We start from the raw sequence: 18791 nt of genomic DNA, 5'->3' as shown, positions 1-18791 counted from the left end.
ACGTCGGCCGGAGAACGCCGCGCGGCGGCGAGCGGGCGCGATCCCCTCGTGGAACGTCCGGCGGGGGCGGGCGCGATCCCTTCATGAAAGGCGCGGCCACGACGGCGCCGCTGCCGGCGGGGTGCGAGGCGGCCGTCACCGGCCGCCGGCAACGCGTGATCCCGGGCCACGCGCGGCGCGGCCCGGGATCGGATGACGCGATCTCAGAGGCCGACGCCCATGCCGACGCCCATGCCGTAGGCCCACCCGCCGGGCCAGTAGCCACGGCCCGGCCAGAAGCCCCAGTTGTCGCCGTCGTGGGGACGCCCGTAGTCCCTGCGGTGCTCGCAGGCCTCAGCGTCACGGTGTCCGGCGAACACACCCCATGGCGTGATGCGCAGCGCGGTGGAGTCGTCGTCGGTGCTCAGGTCGCACCTCTCCGAGTGGCCGTAGCCGCTGGCGTCGGCCGTCCCCGCCATACCGAACAGCGCGGCGACAGCGAAGCCGCCCGCCACGATGAGCTTGGCTTTCATGAATCCCCCTGGATCACGAAGTGACATCGCTGATCACTGTACGTAATCGCCTTCGTACCGCCGTGTAACGCCACGCCAGGAAGCGACTCACCGCTTTCCGGTGCTTCCGGCCGATGTCCCGCCTTCTCCTGGCACTCCGGAAGCCCGCCGCGTCCCGGCACGCCGCAGGAGGCCGGGACGGGGGTTCGACTAGTCTGCTCCGGACGCCTGTTCCCGCCCTTCCCTTGCCCGGCGGGGTCGCCGTGACCTGCCAGGAAAGGACCCCATGCCGCCCACACCGCCCGGCCCGTTCACCGGCCGCTCCGTCACCGGCCTGGCCCGGGACCTGCGCGCCGGCCGCACCACCGCCGCCGAGCTGGCCCGGCTGGCGCTCGACGCGGCCGCCGCGCTGGGTCCGGCGCTCGGCGCCTTCGTCACCGTGGACCGGGAGGGCGCCCTGGCCGCCGCCCGGCGGGCGGACCAGGAGCTGGCCGCGGGGAGCGACCGCGGCCCGCTGCACGGCGTGCCGGTCGCCGTGAAGGACCTCATCGACGTCGCCGGCCTGCCCTGCACCATGGGGTCGCGGCACTTCGCCGGCCATGTCGCCGACGCCGACGCCGCCTGCGTGACGCTGCTGCGCCAGGCGGGGGCGGTGATCGTCGGCAAGACCACGACCCACGAGTTCGCGTACGGCCCCACCGGCGACCGCTCGGCCAACGGCCCCTCGCGCAACCCGCACGACCCCGGCCGCATGTCGGGCGGGTCGAGCGGCGGCAGCGCGGCGGCCGTGGCGGCGGGCATCGTGCCGCTCGCGCTCGGCACCGACACGGGCGGGTCGGTGCGCATCCCGGCTGCTCTGTGCGGGATCGCCGGGTTCAAGCCCGCCTACGACGCGATCCCCACCGCCGGGATGTTCCCCCTGTCGAGAAGCTTCGACCACGTCGGTGTGCTGGCCGCCGAGCCGCTGGACTGCCTGATCGCCTACCGGCAGCTGGCGGCCGGCGAGCCGCCCGCCGCCCGGGGCGGCTCCGGAGCGGCGGCGGCCGTCCGGGTCGGGTGGATCGATCCCACGGTCCTGTCGCCGTGCGACCCGCGCGTCGTGCAGGTCGCACGGGCGGCCGCCGGTGCCGGGGCGGGCGAGGCGCGGTTGTCCAGGGAGCTGGCCGAGGAGTTGCGGGAGACGTACGCGACGGTCCAGGGCGCGGAGGCCACCGCCGTGCACGCCGACCGGATGGCCGCGGCGCCCGGGCTGTTCGACCCCGAGGTGCTCGACCGGCTGGGCGCGGCCATGGACCTGCCCGCCTGGGCGTACGTCAAGGCCCTGGACGAGCGGCCCGCACTGGCCGCCGCGGCACAGGCGTTGTTCGACGACCACGACGTGCTGGCGCTGCCCACCGTGCCGCTCGTCGCGCCGCCGCTGGGCGAGCGCGGGACCGAGCTGGACGGCCGGGCCGTCGCCGTCCGGGCCGCGCTGCTGGCCCTGACCAGCCCGTGGAACGTGCTCGGCCTGCCCGCGCTGACCGTGCCGGTGGGCTCGGTGGACGGCCTGCCGGTCGGGCTGCAGCTCGTCGGCCGTCCCGGGCAGGAGGAGCTGCTGTTCCGTGTGGCCGCTCGCTGAGAGGTGAGGCTGAGGGGTGAGAAGGTGGGCCCCGGGTCGGCCCGGCGTAGGCCGCGCCCGGGGCGGGGGCCCGTGTCCGGCCGGGGGGCGCCATTCCCGTCGGCCAGGCCGAAGCCCACGGCCCTTTTCTTTCAGGGCCGTACGTCCGAGTGGCAGGATTCGAACCTGCGATGCTCCTGCACCCAAGGCAGGCGGGCTGACCAAACTGCCCCACACTCGGTCACGAAATCAAAGAAGCCGCCCCCGGCCGAGGCCCGGGACGGCTTTCCTGGTGGATTCTCCGTGGAATCACCGGGAAAGCCTTGGTCGCAGCTCAGGCCGGTCGGCAGCCGGCCTGGCGCATCGGGGTCCGCGCATGGCCACCGCCTTTCTCGTCGTTCCGGAAATGTCGTTCCCGGCGTGCTCCACGGTAGACCGGCGGCAGCCGGACATGCCAGGCATTTATCGCCGGTCGCGGTCGCGGTCGTTCGTCCAGGCCACGCCGGCGCGCGTTTCGGGCGCCTCGACGCGGAACCGGGGAAGGGCGTCCGGGTAATTGTCGCGGACGAAATTGACGAGGAATTCGCGGACGTCGCACTTGAGGTCCCAGGAGGAGGGCGAGTCGGCGGCGCTCATCAGGGCGCGCAGTTCGACCAGGCCGTTGGGCAGCACGTCGGTGACCTGGAGCGTCCAGTCCTTCTGGTCCCACAGCGGGTTGCCCTGGAGGAACTCGTACAGGGCGTCGCGCAGTTTGGGCACCGGCACCGCCCAGTCCACGCGCAGGAACACCACGGCGAGCACCCGGCTGCCGTGCCTGGTCCAGTTCTCGAACGGGTTCTGGGTGAAGTAGGAGACGGGCAGCACCAGCCGCCGCTCGTCCCACAGGCGCAGCACCACGTACGTGAGCGTGAGCTCCTCGATCCTGCCCCACTCCTTCTCCACGACGACCACGTCGTCCAGCCGCAGCGCGTCGCTGAAGGCGAGCTGCAGCCCGGCCAGCATGTTGCCGATGGTCGGCTGGGCCGCGATGCCGACGATGGCGCCGGCGATGCCGGCCGAGGCCAGCAGCCCGGCGCCGAGCGCCCGCACCTGCGGGAAGGAGAACAGCATGGCGCCGAGCGCGATGACGATGATGACGGCGGCGGCGATGCGGCGCACCAGCGCGATCTGCGTCCTGATCCGCCGCGCCCGCCGGTTGCGCTCGCCCTCGACCAGCACCAGCCGGTCGAGCACGACGTCCGTCAGCGCGTACGTCGCCTGGATGATCAGCCAGGTGACCGTGCCGATGGTGAGCAGGCCGATGATCCGGTCGATCGACTGGGCCGTGGGGGTGTCGCCGAAGCCGCCGGGGGCGAAGACCAGGTTGCAGGCCACCGTGGCGGCCACGAAGAACGCCGGCCAGGTGCAGTGTTCGACCAGGTGCCGGGCCAGGGCCCATTTTCGTCCGACCCTGATCAGCACCCGGCGGACCACCTCCACCAGGAGCACCGCTCCGACCACCGAGATGACGAGGATCGGCCAGGCTTCCGGCGACTGCACGTTTTGCGCCCCCTATGTTGTAGAACGTCGCTTCAAGGTCACATTGCCCTCAACCGCCACTTCATACGCGCGGACACGCCGCCGGAAGCCGAAGGAGGCGAACCGGCGGCGACGCCCGGAGCGGCCGTTCGGTGACCACTCAATGACCACTCAATGACCGCTCAGTGGCCGCTCAGTGGCCGCTCAGTGGCCGCTCAGTGGCCGTTCAGTGGCCGTTCCCGCAGCTGCCCCAGCAGGTCGTGGCCCGGGTGCTGGCCAGCAGCCCGAGGTCGCGCAGTACGGCCTGCGTGCGCTCGACCTCGGAGGTGAGCCAGAGCCGGAAGTCGTCCCCGCTGAGCGGGATCGAGATCCACCCCGCCTTGCGGCACGCCCGCCGCCACGAGGGCGAGGAGGTCACCACGTCGCACATCCGGACGGCCGACTCCCGGCCGTCCTCCGGCATGTCGTCGGGCCCGACGGCCGCGGCCCAGTCCGCGAAGTCCACCCGTACGCCGCACTCCAGCAGGGTCGGGACGTCGAGCCCCGGCACCCGGCGGGCGCACGAGACGGCCAGCGCCCTGACCCCGCCGCCGTCGATGACCGCCCGCCAGTCGCCGAGCAGGCCCGCCGCGGCCGCCGCCTTGCCGCCGAGCAGGGCGGAGACGGCCTCGTGGCTGCCCGGGTAACCGGTGTAGTCGATCTGCCTGGTGTCGGCGCCGAGCCCCTTGGCGATCAGGCCGAACAGCAGGTGGTCGGGCTCGCCCTGCGGCCCACCGGCCAGCATCGTCCCGCTCGGGTCGGTGCGCAGGTGGACGCCGAAGTCGTCGAAGTCCTTGAAACGGGAGTTGACGGGCACGACGACGACCTCGACGTCGCCGGTGAGCCTGGACAGCGGGGTCGAGGTGTCGAGCAGCGTCTGCCCGTTGTTCAGCTCGGAGGCGGCCAGCGCGGGCAGGCCGGTCACGGTGATCGGCGTGCCGGTGGACGACGTGCCGACACCGGAGGCGCGGGCGGCGGCGGCGAACGCCTCGCCGACGCGGGCCCAGCGGCGGCCCCCGGCCACGATGGAGAACCGGCCGCCCGCGTCGGCCGGGCCGCCGCCGACGTGTCCCGTCCCGCACCCGGCCGCGCACGCCGCCGCGCCCAGGGTCCATGCCAAGAATCGCCGACGACGCATCCGCCCTCCCCCGACCTTCGCGAGTCCGCCCTTACCTCAGGTTATTGACGCTTCACTCGCTGTTACACATCGGGATACGGTTAACCGATATTTCGGCGTATAGCGGGGTCACTCCGGCTTCGCGGCCACCCCGGCCATCAGGGACGACGGCAGCGACCAGTCGCCCACCAGCTTGGGCCGGTCCGGCCGCCAGTCCACGGCCTGCACCAGGCCCGGCGGGTCGAACGCGAAGCCGCCGAAGAAGGCGCGGATCTCGGCCGGACTGCGGTCGCCACCGCCCGAGCTCGACGAGCCGCGCCGGATGCCCCGCGCGTCCTCGTCGTCGGACAGGCGTCCCATCGAGGTGGCGTGGGAGATCACGAGGCGGCTGCCGGGCGCGACCGCCTCGCGCAGCGCCGCCACCGCGCCCTGCGGATCGGCCGCGTCGGGCAGGAAGTGCAGGATCGACACCAGCACGATCGCGACCGGCCGCGACAGGTCCAGGAACCGGCCCGCCCGGGCCAGCACCTCTTCGTGGTCGAGCAGGTCGGCTTCGAGGAAGGCGGCCCTGCCCGACCCGGCGAGCAGGGCCCTGGCGTGCGCGGCGACGACCGGGTCGTGGTCGACGTAGACGACCCTGGCCTCCGGCGCGACCTCGTGCACGCTGCCCTGCGTCGGCAGCCCGCTGCCCAGGTCGATGAACTGGGTGACCCCCGCGGCGCCGACGTAGCGCACGGCACGCTGCAGGAAGGCCCGGTTCGCCCGGGCCAGCGGGACCGCCTCCGGGACCAGCTCGGCGAGCTGCTCGATGGCCAGGCGGTCGACCGCGAAGTTGTCCTTCCCGCCGAGCATGTAGTCGTACATGCGTGCGAGGTTGGGCGTGTGTGGGTCGAACTGCCGCACAGTACTGAATTTAAGTGGTCCGCAGCCGGATAAACACTACCCCGCACGGATTGTGGCTGAATTTATTCGACAGTCACGCTCTTGGCGAGATTGCGAGGCTTGTCGACGTCCCTGCCGAGGGCGACCGCCGCGTGGTAGGCCAGCAGCTGGAGCGGGATCGTCAGCAGCATCGGGTCGAGCTCGATCTCGTTCTTCGGGATCACGATCACGTCGTCGGCCAGCTTGGTGCCGGGCTCGCGGTGGCCGACCATGAGCACCTGGCCGCCGCGGGCGCGGATCTCGCCGAGCGTGGTGAGGTTCTTGTCGAGCAGCTCGTCGTCGGGGACGACCGCCACCGTCGGCATGTCGGGACCGATCAGCGCGAGCGGCCCGTGCTTGAGCTCGCTGGCCGGGTACGCCTCGGCGTGCACGTACGAGATCTCCTTGAGCTTCTGCGCGCCCTCGCGGGCCACCGGGTAGCCCCGGACCCGGCCGACGAACATCATGCTCGGGTGCTTGGCGTACTTCTGCGCCAGCTCGGCGATCTTGTCGCCCTGGGCGAGGATCTCCTCGATCTGGCCAGGGAGCCGGCGCAGGCCCTCCACGATGCGCCGCCCGTCGGCGGGCGAAAGGTCGCGCACCCGGCCCAGGTGCAGCGCCAGCAGCGCGAAGGCGACCGAGGTCGAGGTGAACGCCTTGGTCGAGGCGACCGACACCTCGGGCCCGGCGTGCAGGTAGATGCCGCCGTCGACCTCGCGGGCGATCGCGCTGCCCACGGCGTTGACGATGCCGATCACCCGGCCGCCCTTGCGCTTGAGCTCCTGGACGGCGGCGAGGGTGTCGTAGGTCTCCCCCGACTGGCTGATCGCGACGTAGAGGGTGTCGGGGTCGACGACGGGGTTGCGGTAGCGGAACTCGCTGGCCGGCTCGGCGTCGGCGGGGATGCGCGCCAGCTCCTCGATGAGCTGCGCGCCGATCTGCCCGGAGTAGTACGCCGACCCGCAGCCGATGATCTTCACCCGGCGGAACGAGCGCGTCTCGCGGGCGTCCATGTTCAGGCCGCCGAGGTGGGCCACGTGGAAACGCTCGTCCAGGCGGCCGCTCATCGTGCGGGTGATCGTCTCGGGCTGCTCGGAGATCTCCTTGAGCAGGTAGTGCTCGTAGCCGCCGGTGTCGTAGTGGCCGGCGTCCCAGTCGACGGTCAGCGGCTCCTTGGCGGTCTCGCGGGCGTCGCCGGTGAAGGTGTGGAAGCCGTCGGCCTTGAGCACGGCCAGCTCGCCGTCCTCCAGGTGCACGACCTGGCGGGTGTAGCGGACCAGGGCGGCGACGTCGGAGGCGGCGAACATCTCCTTCTCGCCGATGCCGATCACGATCGGGCTGCCGTTGCGCGCCACGACCACCTCGCCGGGCCGCTCGGCGTCGATCACCGCGATGCCGTACGTGCCGACGATGGCCTTGAGCGTCTTCCTGACCGCCTCCTCCAGCGTGTCGTTCTCGTCGGCGGCGCGGGCGATCAGGTGGGCGAGGACCTCGGTGTCGGTGTCGGACAGGAACTCGACGCCGTCGGCCACCAGCTTGGCGCGCAGCTCGCCCGCGTTCTCGATGATGCCGTTGTGCACGACCGCGATGCGCTGGTCGGACGACAGGTGCGGGTGGGCGTTCTCGTCGCTGGGCACGCCGTGGGTGGCCCATCGGGTGTGGCCGATGCCGTGGTTGCCCTTGAACCGCACCGGCACGACCTTGGCCAGGTCGGCGACCCGGCCCTTGACCTTGCGTACCTTGAGGCCCTTGTTCGACACCACGACCCCGGCGGAGTCGTAGCCCCGGTACTCAAGCCGCTGCAGCCCTTCCAGCAGGATGGGCGCCGCGTCCTTGGGGCCGACGTAGGCCACGATTCCGCACATCGAGCTCTCCTCTTATCCGTAGACGATCCTGCGGAGCTGCCGCAGCGACAGCTCAGGTGCCGCTACCCGGCGTGCGGGTAACTCGGCGGCGATCCGGGGGAAGATCTCGTCGTTGGTCAGGCCGCGGGCCTTGAGCTCGCCGTGCCGGCGCCGTACGAACTCCTCGACCGTCTCGGAGAAGTACGACAGAACGTCGGCGACCACGCGGGCCGCCTCTCCAGGGTCGAGCGCGCTCGTCCTGGTGAGGTGGGCGATGAGGTCTTCATAGGGATGCCGCGCCGTGGACACAGACGAGGACATTACGCATCTGGAGCGGGACACGCCAACATCCTGCCCGGAATCGGGCAGGATTTAACTCCAAGACGCTTCCGCTTCTCCCCATCGCTCACTGATGAGCTGGTAGGCGGGTTGGCGGCGGATCCCGCGGTTCTCATCCGTATCATCCGACCCGTCTGACACATCCCTTTCTGGGAATGGTTACGCTCAGTGATCGAGTAGTGCCGTTCCGTGGGGAGATGTCATGCAGCTCCGGCTTGCCGTCCTGGTCGCCAGCGTGATCGCCGCCGTCGGCGGTCCGGCCGTCCCCGCCGTCCCCGCCGTCACGGGCGTCCGGGAGCAGGGGCGGCAGGCCGACTTCGCGGCCGCCGCCGCGGAGTTCGGGGTGCCGGTGAGCGTGCTGCTCGGCGTGTCGTACCTGGAGTCGAGGTGGGACGCCAACCGCGGCCGTCCCAGCACGGCCGGGGGCTACGGCCCGATGCACCTGGTGGACGCCGTCCCCGCCGGGCAGCCGCTCGCCGACGCCATGGGCGACGCCAGAGGCGACGACACCCGCCCGCTGCCCCGATCGGCGATGCGGTCGGCGGCCCGCCCGGCGGGCTCCTCCCGCACTGCGGCGATCCCGGACGCGACCCTCGCCCTGGCCGGCCGCCTGGCCGGGATCGCGCCGCGCGCCCTGCGCACGGACCCGCGCGCCAACATCAGGGGCGGGGCCGCCCTGCTCGCCTCCTACCAGCGGCGTCCCACCTCCGACCCGGCCGGCTGGTACGAGGCGGTCGCCCGCTACTCGGGCAGCAGCGACCCGCTCGCCGCACGGTCCTTCGCCGACGAGGTGTACGCGGTGATGGGCGAGGGCGTCGCGCGGCGCACCGACGACGGCTTCGACGTGCGCCTGGACGCCGTGCCCGGCCTGCGCCCGCCCACGACGCCGCCGAAGAGCGGGGCCGACGACGACTACGACGAGGACGACGACGACCCGTTCTTCTTCTCCGACATGGAACCCGAGGGCGACGACGACTCGGAGGCGGCCGACGAGTCCGACTGGGACGTGCCCGCGCAGGACGAGATGCCGCTGACCGCCGCCGACACGTCCGTGGAGTGCCCGAGCAGCCTCAGGTGCGAGTGGATGCCGGCCGCGTACAAGAGGTACGGCAAGAGGAAGGACCACGACTACGGCAACCACGACCGGGTCGAGGGCCGCAGGCAGGTCGACTACATCGTCATCCACGACACCGAGGGCGGCTACCAGGGCATCCCGTCGATGATCCGCAACCCGAAGTACGTGAGCTGGCACTACACGATCCGCTCCCGCGACGGACATGTCGCCCAGCACGTGCCGACGAAGGACATCGCCTGGCATGCCGGCAACTGGGACGTCAACGCCCGCTCGATCGGCATCGAGCACGAGGGCTACCTGGCCAAGGGCGCCTGGTACACCGAGGCCATGTACCGGTCGTCGGCCCGGCTGGTGCGCTACCTCGCCGGCCGGTACGGCATCCCGCTCGACCGCGCCCACATCCTCGGCCACGACAACGTGCCGGGCGCCACGGCCGACGCGGTCGCGGGCATGCACGAGGACCCCGGCCCCTACTGGGACTGGGCCCACTACTTCGAGCTGATGAACCATCCGATCAAGGGCGACGGGACGGGCTCGTCGGTGATCATCCGTCCCTCCTACGACGCCAACCGCCCGTACTTCACCGGCTGCGTGAGCACCAAGCCCGGCCGGCGGTGCCCGGAGCACGGATCGGCCAGCGTGTGGCTGCACACCGGGCCGAGCTCGACCGCCCCGCTGGTCACCGACCTCGGCAAGCACCCGGGGCCCAAGCCGAGCACGTACAGCGTCTACGACCACAGCGCCCGCGCCTCGACCGGGCAGCGGTACGCGGTGGCCGGGCGGGAGGGGGACTGGACGGCGATCTGGTACCTCGGGCAGCGGGCCTGGTTCCTCAACCCCGAGTCGGATCCGACTGCGGTGCCGGCGAAGGGCGCCCTGGTCACGCCGCTGGCCGCGGGCACCAAGGTGTACGGGCGCGCCTACCCGGAGCGGTCGGCGTACCGGGGCGGCGGTGCGCAGCCGTTGACGCCGTTGAAGTACCGGATCGGGCCGGGGCAGTCGTACTCGCTGGGCGGCACGGTCACCGGGTCCTTCTACTCGGCGAGCGCCTTCAACCCGGCCCGGCACGTACGGGTCACGGGGTCGGTCCGGTACCACCAGATCCAGCTCGGGCACCGTGTCGCGTTCGTCCAGGCCAAGGATGTGCGCGTCATCCGGTGAATTTCGCCCCACAGGGCTCGGGCTGCGCACGGGCACTCCGCGAAGACGATATGGTTTTCCCGTGGCCCCGCGAGTTCGCGGGGGATTCACGCGGAAGTGGCTCAGTGGTAGAGCATCACCTTGCCAAGGTGAGGGTCGCGGGTTCGAATCCCGTCTTCCGCTCGGAGTCAAACTCCTGGTGGAGTGGCCGAGAGGCGAGGCAGCGGCCTGCAAAGCCGTCTACACGGGTTCAAATCCCGTCTCCACCTCGGTGGTACAACGGACTCTTCTGGGTCCGGTAAAGTTAAGTGCGCATGCGGAAGTGGCTCAGTGGTAGAGCATCACCTTGCCAAGGTGAGGGTCGCGGGTTCGAATCCCGTCTTCCGCTCTGAGTGACAACTCAACAAGGACGATTAGCTCAGCGGGAGAGCGCTTCCCTGACACGGAAGAGGTCACTGGTTCAATCCCAGTATCGTCCACCTCTGCTCGTCGGCGGTCAGACCGGGTTTCGGCCCGGTCCGGACACCAGTCAAGCCCCAGCGACCGGCACATGCCGGACGACTGGGGCTTCTTCGTTTCGAGGGCCGGGCCCCGCCTCCCCTGGCAAGGTCCCCCCGTTCCTCCGGCCTGCCCCGCGGTCAGGCCGGAGGACAGCGGACGGCACCGACCATCAGCCGCCAGACGCACCCCGCTGGTCAACCCGCCCCGCGAGCGGCCCGGCTCGGCCGCCTTCAGCCGGAACCGGTGCCGGCGTCGTTCGTTCCCATGTCGCCGACCAGGTCGCGTTCGGCCTGTCCCCGGGCTGCGGCGTCGGCGTTCATCGCGGGCGGCAGGACCATCGCGCTGCCGGCCTGCGCCCGTTCCTTGATGCCGGGGATCTCGGTGTATCGCGGGCGTATCGAAATGCGCATACGCCACCGCAACAGTCCTCCGTCTTCAGTTGAGGCACCGGCCACGTGGCGGGTGATCGGTTGCCGACGGCGGTCGCCGTCAGACCTGCAACGGCCGGTTCGTCGTCAGGAAAGGACCGTGATCATGGACTCGGATTCTGCAGGTGGCATCGGCCGTCGGCGGCTGCTCGGGTGGAGCGGGGTGGCGGCTGCCGGCGTGGTGGCGGCCGGTGCGCCGCTGGTGGGCGGGCGGCCCGGCCCGCGACGGCACCCTCCGGCCACGACCGGCCCCGGCATCCCGCCGGCCACCCGTCCCGGCGGAGCCTACGACCGGTACGTGGCGAAGCTGGCCGCAGAGGGCAGGTTCTCCGGCGTGGTGCTGTTGTCGCACCGGGGCAGGACGGTGCTGTCCCGCAGCTACGGCATGGCGGACAAGGAGAAGGGGATCCGCAATCACGAAGGCATCGCGTTCAGCCTCAGTTCGGCGGGCAAGCCGTTCGGCGCGGTGGCCATCTTGCAGCTGGTGCAGCAGGGCAAGGTGAAGCTGTCGGACACGGTGGGCACCCACCTCAAGGGCTATGCCAGGGACATCGCCGAACGGGTGACCGTCCACCACCTGCTCTCCGGCACCTCCGGGCTGAACACCCCGGAGGAGGATCTGCGGCGCATCTTCCGGAGCCGGGAGGAGGTGCACGAGTTCTACGAGCAGTGGGCCCGGAAGGCGAAGCTGGTGGCCGCCCCCGGCACTCCCACCGAACACGCCGGTGCCGAGGTCGTCATCCCGGCGCTGATCGTGGAGGCGGTGACCGGCAGGACGTACTGGGACTACGTCGAGGAGAACATCTTCAAGCGCTGCGGCATGACCGGCTCGGCGTTCCGCACGAGGCCGCAGTGGCTCACCGATGCGCATATCGCGCACCCTTACATGAGGTTGGCTGACGGCAGCGTGGTGGACGCCGTCCGCCACCTGGACAAGAGCAGCTCCAACCAGTCCACGCCGGGCAAGAACCCGGGCCGCGGCTTCATCGACGTCCCAGGGGACGGTGGCTTCGCCACCGCACCGGACCTGGTCCGGTTCGCGCACGCCCTGAGCGAAGGCACGGTGCTGGAACGGCCCTACGCCGAGGTGCTCACCGCGCCCAGGTCCCCCCACGGGCCGCAGTCGTTCGGGGCTTACCAGATGCCGGTCCGCATCGTCAGCGGTCAGTGGGTGCACGGGCGCGCCGGTGCCAACCCTGGTGTCGGCGCCAGCTGGAACATCTACCCGTACACCGGCTGGGTCGGTGTCATCCTCAGCAACACCGACGGCGGGACGCTGCAGGAGCTGAACGAGCGGGAGGTACAGGCTGTCACCGGAGGCACGCCGGGCGGCGGCGGGGGTGGCTGAGGTGGTCCGGCGGTCGACACGAAGAGAACGGATCTCCTGACGTCTCCCGTGGCCACCGCAGCCCGATGTCAGCCGGTCGCAGTCCTTCCGCGTGCGTCCCGGCTTGGCGCAGCGGACGTCGCCGCCGGGTCATCGGCTCCGCGGCCACACCTTTGAGAGGCCCTTCGAGCGAGCGAGGAGTTGGTCATGGATCGCATGGTGGAGATCGCCATTCCGGTCTACAACGAGCAGCATGTGCTGGCGTGCAGCGTGCGCAGACTGCACGCCTATCTGGAAGAGACGTTCCCCTACCGGTTTCGGATCACGATCGCCGACAACGCCAGCGTCGACGGAACGTGGCAGATTGCGCGGGAGTTGGAGACCGAACTGCAAGGGGTCCGGGCAGTGCGGCTGGAGCAGAAGGGCCGGGGACGGGCGCTGCGGCATGTGTGGAGCCACAGCGACGCCGACGTGGTCGCCTACATGGACGTGGATCTGTCCACCGACCTGGACGCGTTCTTTCCGCTGGTGGCGCCGCTGATCTCCGGGCACAGCGATCTGGCCATCGGGACTCGGCTGACTCGCGGGTCGGCGGTGGTGCGCGGCCCGAAAAGGGAGCTGATCTCCCGGGGTTACAACGTGTTGTTGCGCACGACGCTGTCGGCCCGTTTCACCGACGCCCAGTGTGGTTTCAAGGCCGCGCGGACCGTGATCGCGAGGGCGTTGCTGCCGTCGGTGCAGGACGACAAGTGGTTCTTCGACACCGAGTTGTTGCTGCTGGCCGAGTGCAACGGGCTGCGCATCCACGAGGTGCCGGTGGACTGGGTCGACGACCCCGACAGCCGCGTGGACGTGCTGCGAACCGCGCTGGACGATGTGAAGGGCATGGCCCGGGTGGCGCGGCGCATGCTGACGGGCGCGTTCGACGCCCCGGTGGAGAGCCGGCCGAGGCCGCGGCTGCCGGCGGGGATGGCCCGGCAACTGCCGACTTTCGCGATCATCGGGGTGTTCAGCACGATCGCTCAGCTGCTGCTGTTCGTGCTGCTGCGCATGGTGATGGGGCCACTGTGGGCGAACGCGGTCTCGCTGTTGATCACCACTGTCGGCAACACCGCCGCCAACCGCCGTTTCACCTTTGGGGTGACGGGCCGTGAACGGGCGTTCAGGCAGCAGTTGGAAGGCGGTCTGGCGTTCCTGCTCGGACTGGTCCTGAGCACCGGCTGCTTGGCCCTGCTCCACACACTGGCGCCCGAGCCGCCACGGGCCGTCGAGGTCGCCGCGTTGGTGACCGCCAACGGGGTCGCGACGCTGGTGCGGTTCCTTCTGATGCGCACCTGGATCTTCCATCCACGGCGCCTTGGGCACCGGTCGACCCCGGCCGATCCGACCATCGACACGGCCCGGAAGGACGAGGTCGCATGACCATCCGCGTACGTCGTTCACAGACGCCCTCCGATCCGCCGGGCCTGCCTGACAGGCCCGGCGGGAGTCGCCGCTCGGATGCCGGATCGGGGTGGCTGCGCCGACTGGCCTTGGGCGGCCCTGAAGATCCGCGCTGGTCGCGTCCCGGGCTCTGGGGCGTGCTGTCGGCGGCTCTCGTGCTGTACGCGTGGAACCTGTGGTCGGCCGGCTACGCCAACTCCTACTACTCGGCGGCGGTCAAGAGCGGCACCGAGAGCTGGAAGGCGTTCTTCTTCGGGGCCCTGGACTCCGAGTCGTTCATCACCGTGGACAAGCCTCCGATGGCACTGTGGGCGATGGGGCTGCTCGCCCGCGTCCTGGGGTTCGGGACGTGGAGCCTGATGTTGCCGCAGGTGCTGGCCGGGGTGGCCGCCGTCGCGGTGCTGCACGCCACGGTACGGCGCGCGGCCGGGTTTCCGGCGGCGCTGATCGCTGCCGGGGTGCTGACGCTGACCCCGATCACGGTGGCCATCAACCGCGACAACAATCCTGACACGCTGCTGGTGCTGTGGCTGGTGCTGGCTGCGTGGTCGTGTCAGCGCGCGATCGAGTCGGGACGCCTGCGCTGGCTGCTGGCCTCGGCCGCGTTCGTGGGGTGCGGGTTCGACACCAAGATGCTGCAGGCGTTCGTGGTCGTCCCGGCGCTGGCGCTGGCCTACCTGGTGGCGGCCAGGCCGGGCACGCTGCGCCGGGTGTGGCATCTGCTGGCGGCGGGTGCGGCGCTGGTGGTGTCGAGTTTCTGGTGGATGGTGGTGGTCGACCTGACCCCATCCGGGAATCGCCCGTTCATCGGAGGCAGCACCGACGGCACCGTGCGTGACCTCGTCATCGGCTTCAACGGCCTGGGCCGGATCTTCGGCCTGGAGACGCACGGCGGCGGCCGTGGCGGCGGGGGGTTCGGTGGCGCCGCGGGCGTGGGACGGATGTTCAACGACATGGTCGGCGGTCAGATCTCCTGGCTGCTGCCGTTCGCGGTGCTCGCGCTGATTGCGGGGATGGTGCTGCTGTGGAAGCGGCCGCGCACCGACCTGGCACGGGCTGGGCTGGTGCTGTGGGGCGGCTGGCTGGCGACGTACTACGTGGCGTTCAGCTTCGCCAAGGGCGTGTTCCACCCGTACTACACCACATCACTGGCCCCCGCGATCGCCGTACTGGTCGGAGTGGGCGGGGTACTGCTGTACGGCGCTCACCAGGAGTCGGTCCGGTGGTCGTGGGTGCTGCCCGTGGGCGTCGCGGTCACAGGTGCGTGGTCGTTCGCGCTGCTGAACCGGACGCCCGACTGGAATCCATGGCTGCGCTGGGTGATCGTGGCGGCGACCGTGCTGGCGGTGCTCGCGCTGGTGGCCGCGCGGCTGCGGTGGGCGCCGGGCCCCGGCATCGACGTCGCGTCGATGACGTTCACGCTGGTCGCAGCCCTGGCAGGGCCGGGCGCGTACGCGGCGGTGACCGCGTTCGGCGGCGGCGACACCAGCGGCAACGCGCTGGCGGGGCCGTACGCGGCGCAGGCCCAGAACGGTCAGGCCCAGAACGGTCAGGCGCCGCCCCAGGGGCGGGGCGGCATGCTGGTAGTCGGCGGACCGGCCGGTGAGTTGAGCGACGACATGGTCGACTACCTGCTCAGGAACCGGGGCGGTGCGCGCTGGCTGGTCGCCGTGGTCAGTGCCCAGCAGGCGTCGTCGATCATCCTGTCGACCGGCGAGCCGGTGATCGCGATGGGCGGCTTCACCGGGCAGGACCCGGCGATGACGGTGGCCGGGCTGCAGGAGTACGTCCGCAGGGGCGAGCTGCGTCACATCGTGATCGACGGGTCGGGTGAGAGCGGCCCGATGAGCGGCGACCCCGCCGTCGCCCAATGGGTGCGGAAGAACGGTACGAGGGTTCCCGCGAGCACGTACGGCGGCACGTCCGACACGGGCGGCGGTGAACTGTACCGGCTCGGCTGAGGGAGCACGATGACGGCGCCCGACGAGGCGATGTTGGAAGCAGTGGGGTCCTGAGCTGCACGCCCCCGCCGTTACAGGTATTCGTGGGGGCCTGTGGGGACGGGCTCGGTCCGGGGTGGGGTGGGGTGGTCGTCGTCGGACAGGCCGGTGAGGATGACGGCGAGTTCGGCGCGGGTGTGGATGCCGAGTTTGCGGTAGATGCGGGCCAGATGGGTGTCCACGGTGCGCTTGCTGATGGACAGCGTCGTGGCCACCTCCAGGTTGCTCATCCCGCGCAGCACCAGGTCGGTGACCCGGCGTTCGCCGACGGTCAGCACATGGTCGTCCTGGCCGGGAACGAGCGTGGCGGCGCGCGCCGGGGCGGTGGCGGCGCGGTGCTTGTCGGCCAGGGCGGCCAGGCGGGCCGCGCCGCAGTCGGCGGCCAGCCGCAGCGCCAGGGCCAGCGTCTCGTGGGCCTTGCCGTCGTCGCCCGCCTGCCGCTGGGCGATGCCCAGGCGCAGCAGGGCCCTGGCGTGTTCGAGCCGGGCACCCCGGTTGCCCAGCAGGGCGACGGCCTCGTGCAGCATGTCGAGCCGGACCTGACCCTCGTGGGCGATGCTGGCCGCGCTCAGCGCGCGGGCGACGACGGTGGGCGCGCCCCACGCGCGGGCCAGCTCCAGCTCCCGTTCGGCCACGATGCGGGCCGCCGAACGCTCACCGGACAGGACGTACGCCAGGATCGAGTTCGTCCCCCAGGGCACGCAGGCCGGGTTCGTGATGCCGGCGGCGGTCAGGCGGCGGCCGCATTCCAGCAGGGTGAGCAGGCCGTCGCGCGGACGGCCCTGCGCGAGCCGGAGGCGGCCCAGCGCGTCGAGGGCCTGCCCGGAGATCATCGGGTGCCAGTCGCCGTACGGGGCCACGGACTTCAGCGCCGCCTCCGCGGCCTCCAGGTCGCCGTACTCCACCAGCACCCGGGCGGCGCAGGCGGCGGCGGCCACGTGGAAGCCCTCGGCCTGGCACTCGCGCGAGCTGACGACGGCGGCCTCGGCGTCGGCCAGCCCCGCCTCCAGGCTGCCGAGCTGGTAGCGCACCTCGGCCCTGGTCAGCAGCGCCAGTGCCAGGCCGGTGCCGGAGCCGGCGTCCTGGGTCTCGGTGACCAGCCGCTCGGCCCAGTAGGAGGCTTCGTCGAGGCGGTCGCCCCACACCAGCGGCAGGACGGCGGCCACCGGCACCGGGCCCTGGCCGTCGAGGCAGCGCCGGGTCTGGGCGAGCATGCGCGGCAGGCTGCGGCCGCGCGCGCCGGTGGCCAGGGCGAGCACGCTGACGAACTCCCTGGCCGCCGGGCTGACCAGTGTGCCGAGGGAGCGTCCCAGGCGGCGCAGGCCGAGCCGGCCGGCCGAGCGGCCCCACAGCAGCGCCTGGGCGGCGAACACCAGCAGCAGGTCCGTTCCGCCGAACTGCGGCGTGGCGGCGGCGGCCTCGGCCGCGCCGGCGAAGACCTCGGGGGCCTCGGCGGAGTTCGCGGTGACCAGGATGTCGGCGAACGGCGCCAGCGACATCAGGGCGTGCGGGGCCGTCCTGACCCGGCCGTAGACGGTGCGCAGGTGGCGCAGGCAGGCGGGCAGGTCGCGGTGCTTCTCCACGGCGCCCAGCTCGGCGGTGACCTCCAGGACGGTGTCCCGGTCGTCGGTCTCGGCCAGCGCGCGGTGCAGGTAGCCGGTCGCGTCCGCCCACGAGTGCTTGGCGGCGGCCTCGCCCGCGGCCTCGCGCAGCACGGTGACCGTGAGCGGGTCGCCGGTCGGGCCGGCCGACATCAGGTGGCGGGCCGAGCGTCTCAGCGGCGCGCCGAGCCGGTACAGCAGCGACGCGGTACGGCGGTGCAGCCGGTCGCGCTCGCCCGGGTCCATGCCGGCCAGCACGGCCTGCTGGATGCGCGGATGGGCGAAGCGGTCGGGCGGCGTGCCGGTGACCAGCCCGGCGCGGCGCAGCGTCTCCCCCGCCGCCCTGGCGGTGTCCTGGCCGTGCCCGGCGATCATGGAGGCGACCTCCATGCCGTCCTCGGGTGCGACGATGGCCAGGCTGCGCAGCAGGTCGACGCCCGCGGCGTCCACGCCCGACCCGCTGCCGGACAGCCAGCCGAGCGCGGTCTCGGTCAGCGCCAGCGCGCCGATCTCCAGCACCCGGGACAGCTCGGCGCCCACCGGGCGCACGCCGGACCTGGCCAGCCGCCCGGCCAGCTCCCGCAGCAGCAGCGGGTTGCCCTGGGTGAGCCGGTGGCAGGCGGCGGCGACCTCCTCGCCGATCTCCTCCTCCACGCCGAGCACGGACTCCATGAGCCGTCCCGCGCATTGGGCGCACAGGGGGGCGGGCCGCAGCAGCCGCGTGTACGGCAGCGTGGCCAGGTCTCTGGCCAGGTCGTCGGGGCCGCCGGTGTCGGCGGTGGTGAGGATCATCGCGATGGGCAGGCCGTCGAGCCGCCGGGCGATGTAGGAGCACCACTGGGAGGACTGCGGATCGGTGTGGTGCACGTCGTCGACGGCGATGATCAGCGGCCGGTCGCCGGTGAAGGAGCGGGTGGCCCGGTAGAGGCCGTGCAGCAGGTCGGGCGTGACGGGATGGCTCCGGTCGAGCCCGCCGCCCAGGTCGGGACCGACGACGGCGCCCTCGCCGGGTGGCGGCGCGCGGCCGGCGGTCATGACCGGTTCGAAGAGCTGGCGGACCACGCCGAACGGGTGGTCGCGCTCGGTGGGGTGCCCCCGCGCCATCAGCAGCAGCGCCCCCGCCTCGCCCCTGGCCGCCAGCGCGGCGTTCAGCAAGGTGGTCTTGCCCATGCCCCGGGACCCCTGGATCAGGAGGACGGAGGGCCCGCCGGCACGGACCCTCGACAGCGCCTCCCGCATCGCCGCGGTCTCGATGTCACGGTGTAGCAGCGGCTGTCCCGAAGACATCGCCACTCCCCACAGTTCGGCCCCCCTGAAACTGTCCACCAGGATCATGCCGCCTCGGGCGGGCGGGCTGTCAATACCTAGGCACGCAAATCCGACTAATCCGGACTATTGGCACCTGGTTCA

General features: G+C 71.8%; 13 protein-coding genes and 5 tRNA genes. 9 read left to right on the top strand and 9 right to left on the bottom strand.

Annotation, left to right across the window (positions count from 1 at the left end):
• Window positions 1-203 precede the first annotated feature (203 nt).
• Window positions 204-512, bottom strand: a complete 309-nt coding sequence (locus tag ACIA8R_RS07185) for a hypothetical protein (protein ID WP_364096307.1) — start codon at window positions 510-512, stop codon at window positions 204-206.
• Between the two features lie 265 nt (window positions 513-777).
• On the opposite strand from ACIA8R_RS07185, the gene ACIA8R_RS07180 reads away from it, so the two are divergent.
• Window positions 778-2109 carry an amidase gene (locus tag ACIA8R_RS07180; protein WP_364096304.1) on the top strand — a complete coding sequence of 444 codons (1332 nt, stop codon included), beginning with the start codon at window positions 778-780 and terminating at the stop codon, window positions 2107-2109.
• A 144-nt stretch (window positions 2110-2253) separates the two neighbouring features.
• Here ACIA8R_RS07180 and ACIA8R_RS07175 read toward each other — a convergent pair.
• The 6 genes from ACIA8R_RS07175 to ACIA8R_RS07150 form a co-directional block, all read right to left on the bottom strand.
• Window positions 2254-2329: transfer RNA gene (locus tag ACIA8R_RS07175), tRNA-Pro, on the bottom strand.
• Between the two features lie 221 nt (window positions 2330-2550).
• Entirely contained in the window at window positions 2551-3627 is a 1077-nt protein-coding gene (locus ACIA8R_RS07170; RefSeq protein ID WP_364096301.1) for a mechanosensitive ion channel domain-containing protein, read from the bottom strand.
• Window positions 3628-3832: 205 nt separating this feature from the next.
• Window positions 3833-4783 (bottom strand): tripartite tricarboxylate transporter substrate-binding protein, encoded by a 951-nt coding sequence (locus ACIA8R_RS07165; RefSeq protein ID WP_397037070.1) that lies wholly within the window; start codon window positions 4781-4783, stop codon window positions 3833-3835.
• Window positions 4784-4891: 108 nt separating this feature from the next.
• Window positions 4892-5665 (bottom strand): SAM-dependent methyltransferase, encoded by a 774-nt coding sequence (locus tag ACIA8R_RS07160; RefSeq protein ID WP_397037068.1) that lies wholly within the window; start codon window positions 5663-5665, stop codon window positions 4892-4894.
• A gap of 62 nt (window positions 5666-5727) precedes the next feature.
• Window positions 5728-7548, bottom strand: a complete 1821-nt coding sequence (glmS, locus tag ACIA8R_RS07155; protein WP_364096292.1) for a glutamine--fructose-6-phosphate transaminase (isomerizing) — start codon at window positions 7546-7548, stop codon at window positions 5728-5730.
• A gap of 12 nt (window positions 7549-7560) precedes the next feature.
• Window positions 7561-7848 (bottom strand): hypothetical protein, encoded by a 288-nt coding sequence (locus ACIA8R_RS07150; protein ID WP_357706707.1) that lies wholly within the window; start codon window positions 7846-7848, stop codon window positions 7561-7563.
• 220 nt (window positions 7849-8068) lie between these two features.
• Between ACIA8R_RS07150 and ACIA8R_RS07145 the strand changes: the two genes are divergently transcribed.
• The 5 genes from ACIA8R_RS07145 to ACIA8R_RS07125 all read left to right on the top strand — a co-directional run bounded on the left by ACIA8R_RS07145 (window position 8069) and on the right by ACIA8R_RS07125 (window position 10560).
• The gene (locus ACIA8R_RS07145; protein WP_364096288.1) at window positions 8069-10102 is read left to right on the top strand and encodes a peptidoglycan recognition family protein; all 2034 of its coding nucleotides are present in this window, start codon (window positions 8069-8071) and stop codon (window positions 10100-10102) included.
• Between the two features lie 90 nt (window positions 10103-10192).
• Window positions 10193-10264: transfer RNA gene (locus ACIA8R_RS07140), tRNA-Gly, on the top strand.
• A gap of 15 nt (window positions 10265-10279) precedes the next feature.
• Window positions 10280-10350: transfer RNA gene (locus ACIA8R_RS07135), tRNA-Cys, on the top strand.
• 47 nt (window positions 10351-10397) lie between these two features.
• Window positions 10398-10469: transfer RNA gene (locus ACIA8R_RS07130), tRNA-Gly, on the top strand.
• Window positions 10470-10488: 19 nt separating this feature from the next.
• Window positions 10489-10560: transfer RNA gene (locus tag ACIA8R_RS07125), tRNA-Val, on the top strand.
• Between the two features lie 252 nt (window positions 10561-10812).
• Here ACIA8R_RS07125 and ACIA8R_RS07120 read toward each other — a convergent pair.
• Complete coding sequence (locus ACIA8R_RS07120) at window positions 10813-10992, bottom strand: hypothetical protein (RefSeq protein WP_364096285.1); 180 nt, start codon at window positions 10990-10992, stop codon at window positions 10813-10815.
• A gap of 124 nt (window positions 10993-11116) precedes the next feature.
• Between ACIA8R_RS07120 and ACIA8R_RS07115 the strand changes: the two genes are divergently transcribed.
• The 3 genes from ACIA8R_RS07115 (at window position 11117) to ACIA8R_RS07105 (ending at window position 15741) form a co-directional block, all read left to right on the top strand.
• Complete coding sequence (locus ACIA8R_RS07115; protein WP_364096282.1) at window positions 11117-12358, top strand: serine hydrolase domain-containing protein; 1242 nt, start codon at window positions 11117-11119, stop codon at window positions 12356-12358.
• A gap of 186 nt (window positions 12359-12544) precedes the next feature.
• Window positions 12545-13759, top strand: coding sequence for a glycosyltransferase (locus tag ACIA8R_RS07110; protein ID WP_397037065.1), 1215 nt, complete (start codon window positions 12545-12547; stop codon window positions 13757-13759).
• 158 nt (window positions 13760-13917) lie between these two features.
• A complete protein-coding gene (locus ACIA8R_RS07105) occupies window positions 13918-15741 on the top strand; it encodes an ArnT family glycosyltransferase (RefSeq protein WP_397037063.1) in 1824 nt (607 codons plus the stop codon).
• A gap of 71 nt (window positions 15742-15812) precedes the next feature.
• Here ACIA8R_RS07105 and ACIA8R_RS07100 read toward each other — a convergent pair whose 3' ends face one another.
• Window positions 15813-18668 (bottom strand): ATP-binding protein, encoded by a 2856-nt coding sequence (locus ACIA8R_RS07100; protein WP_397037061.1) that lies wholly within the window; start codon window positions 18666-18668, stop codon window positions 15813-15815.
• Window positions 18669-18791: the final 123 nt, after the last annotated feature.

It is taken from the genome of Nonomuraea sp. NPDC051191, assembly GCF_044455665.1.
GTDB lineage: Bacteria > Actinomycetota > Actinomycetes > Streptosporangiales > Streptosporangiaceae > Nonomuraea.
Note: the sequence above shows the minus strand (reverse complement) of the source record. Positions and strands in the feature narration are given on the sequence as shown.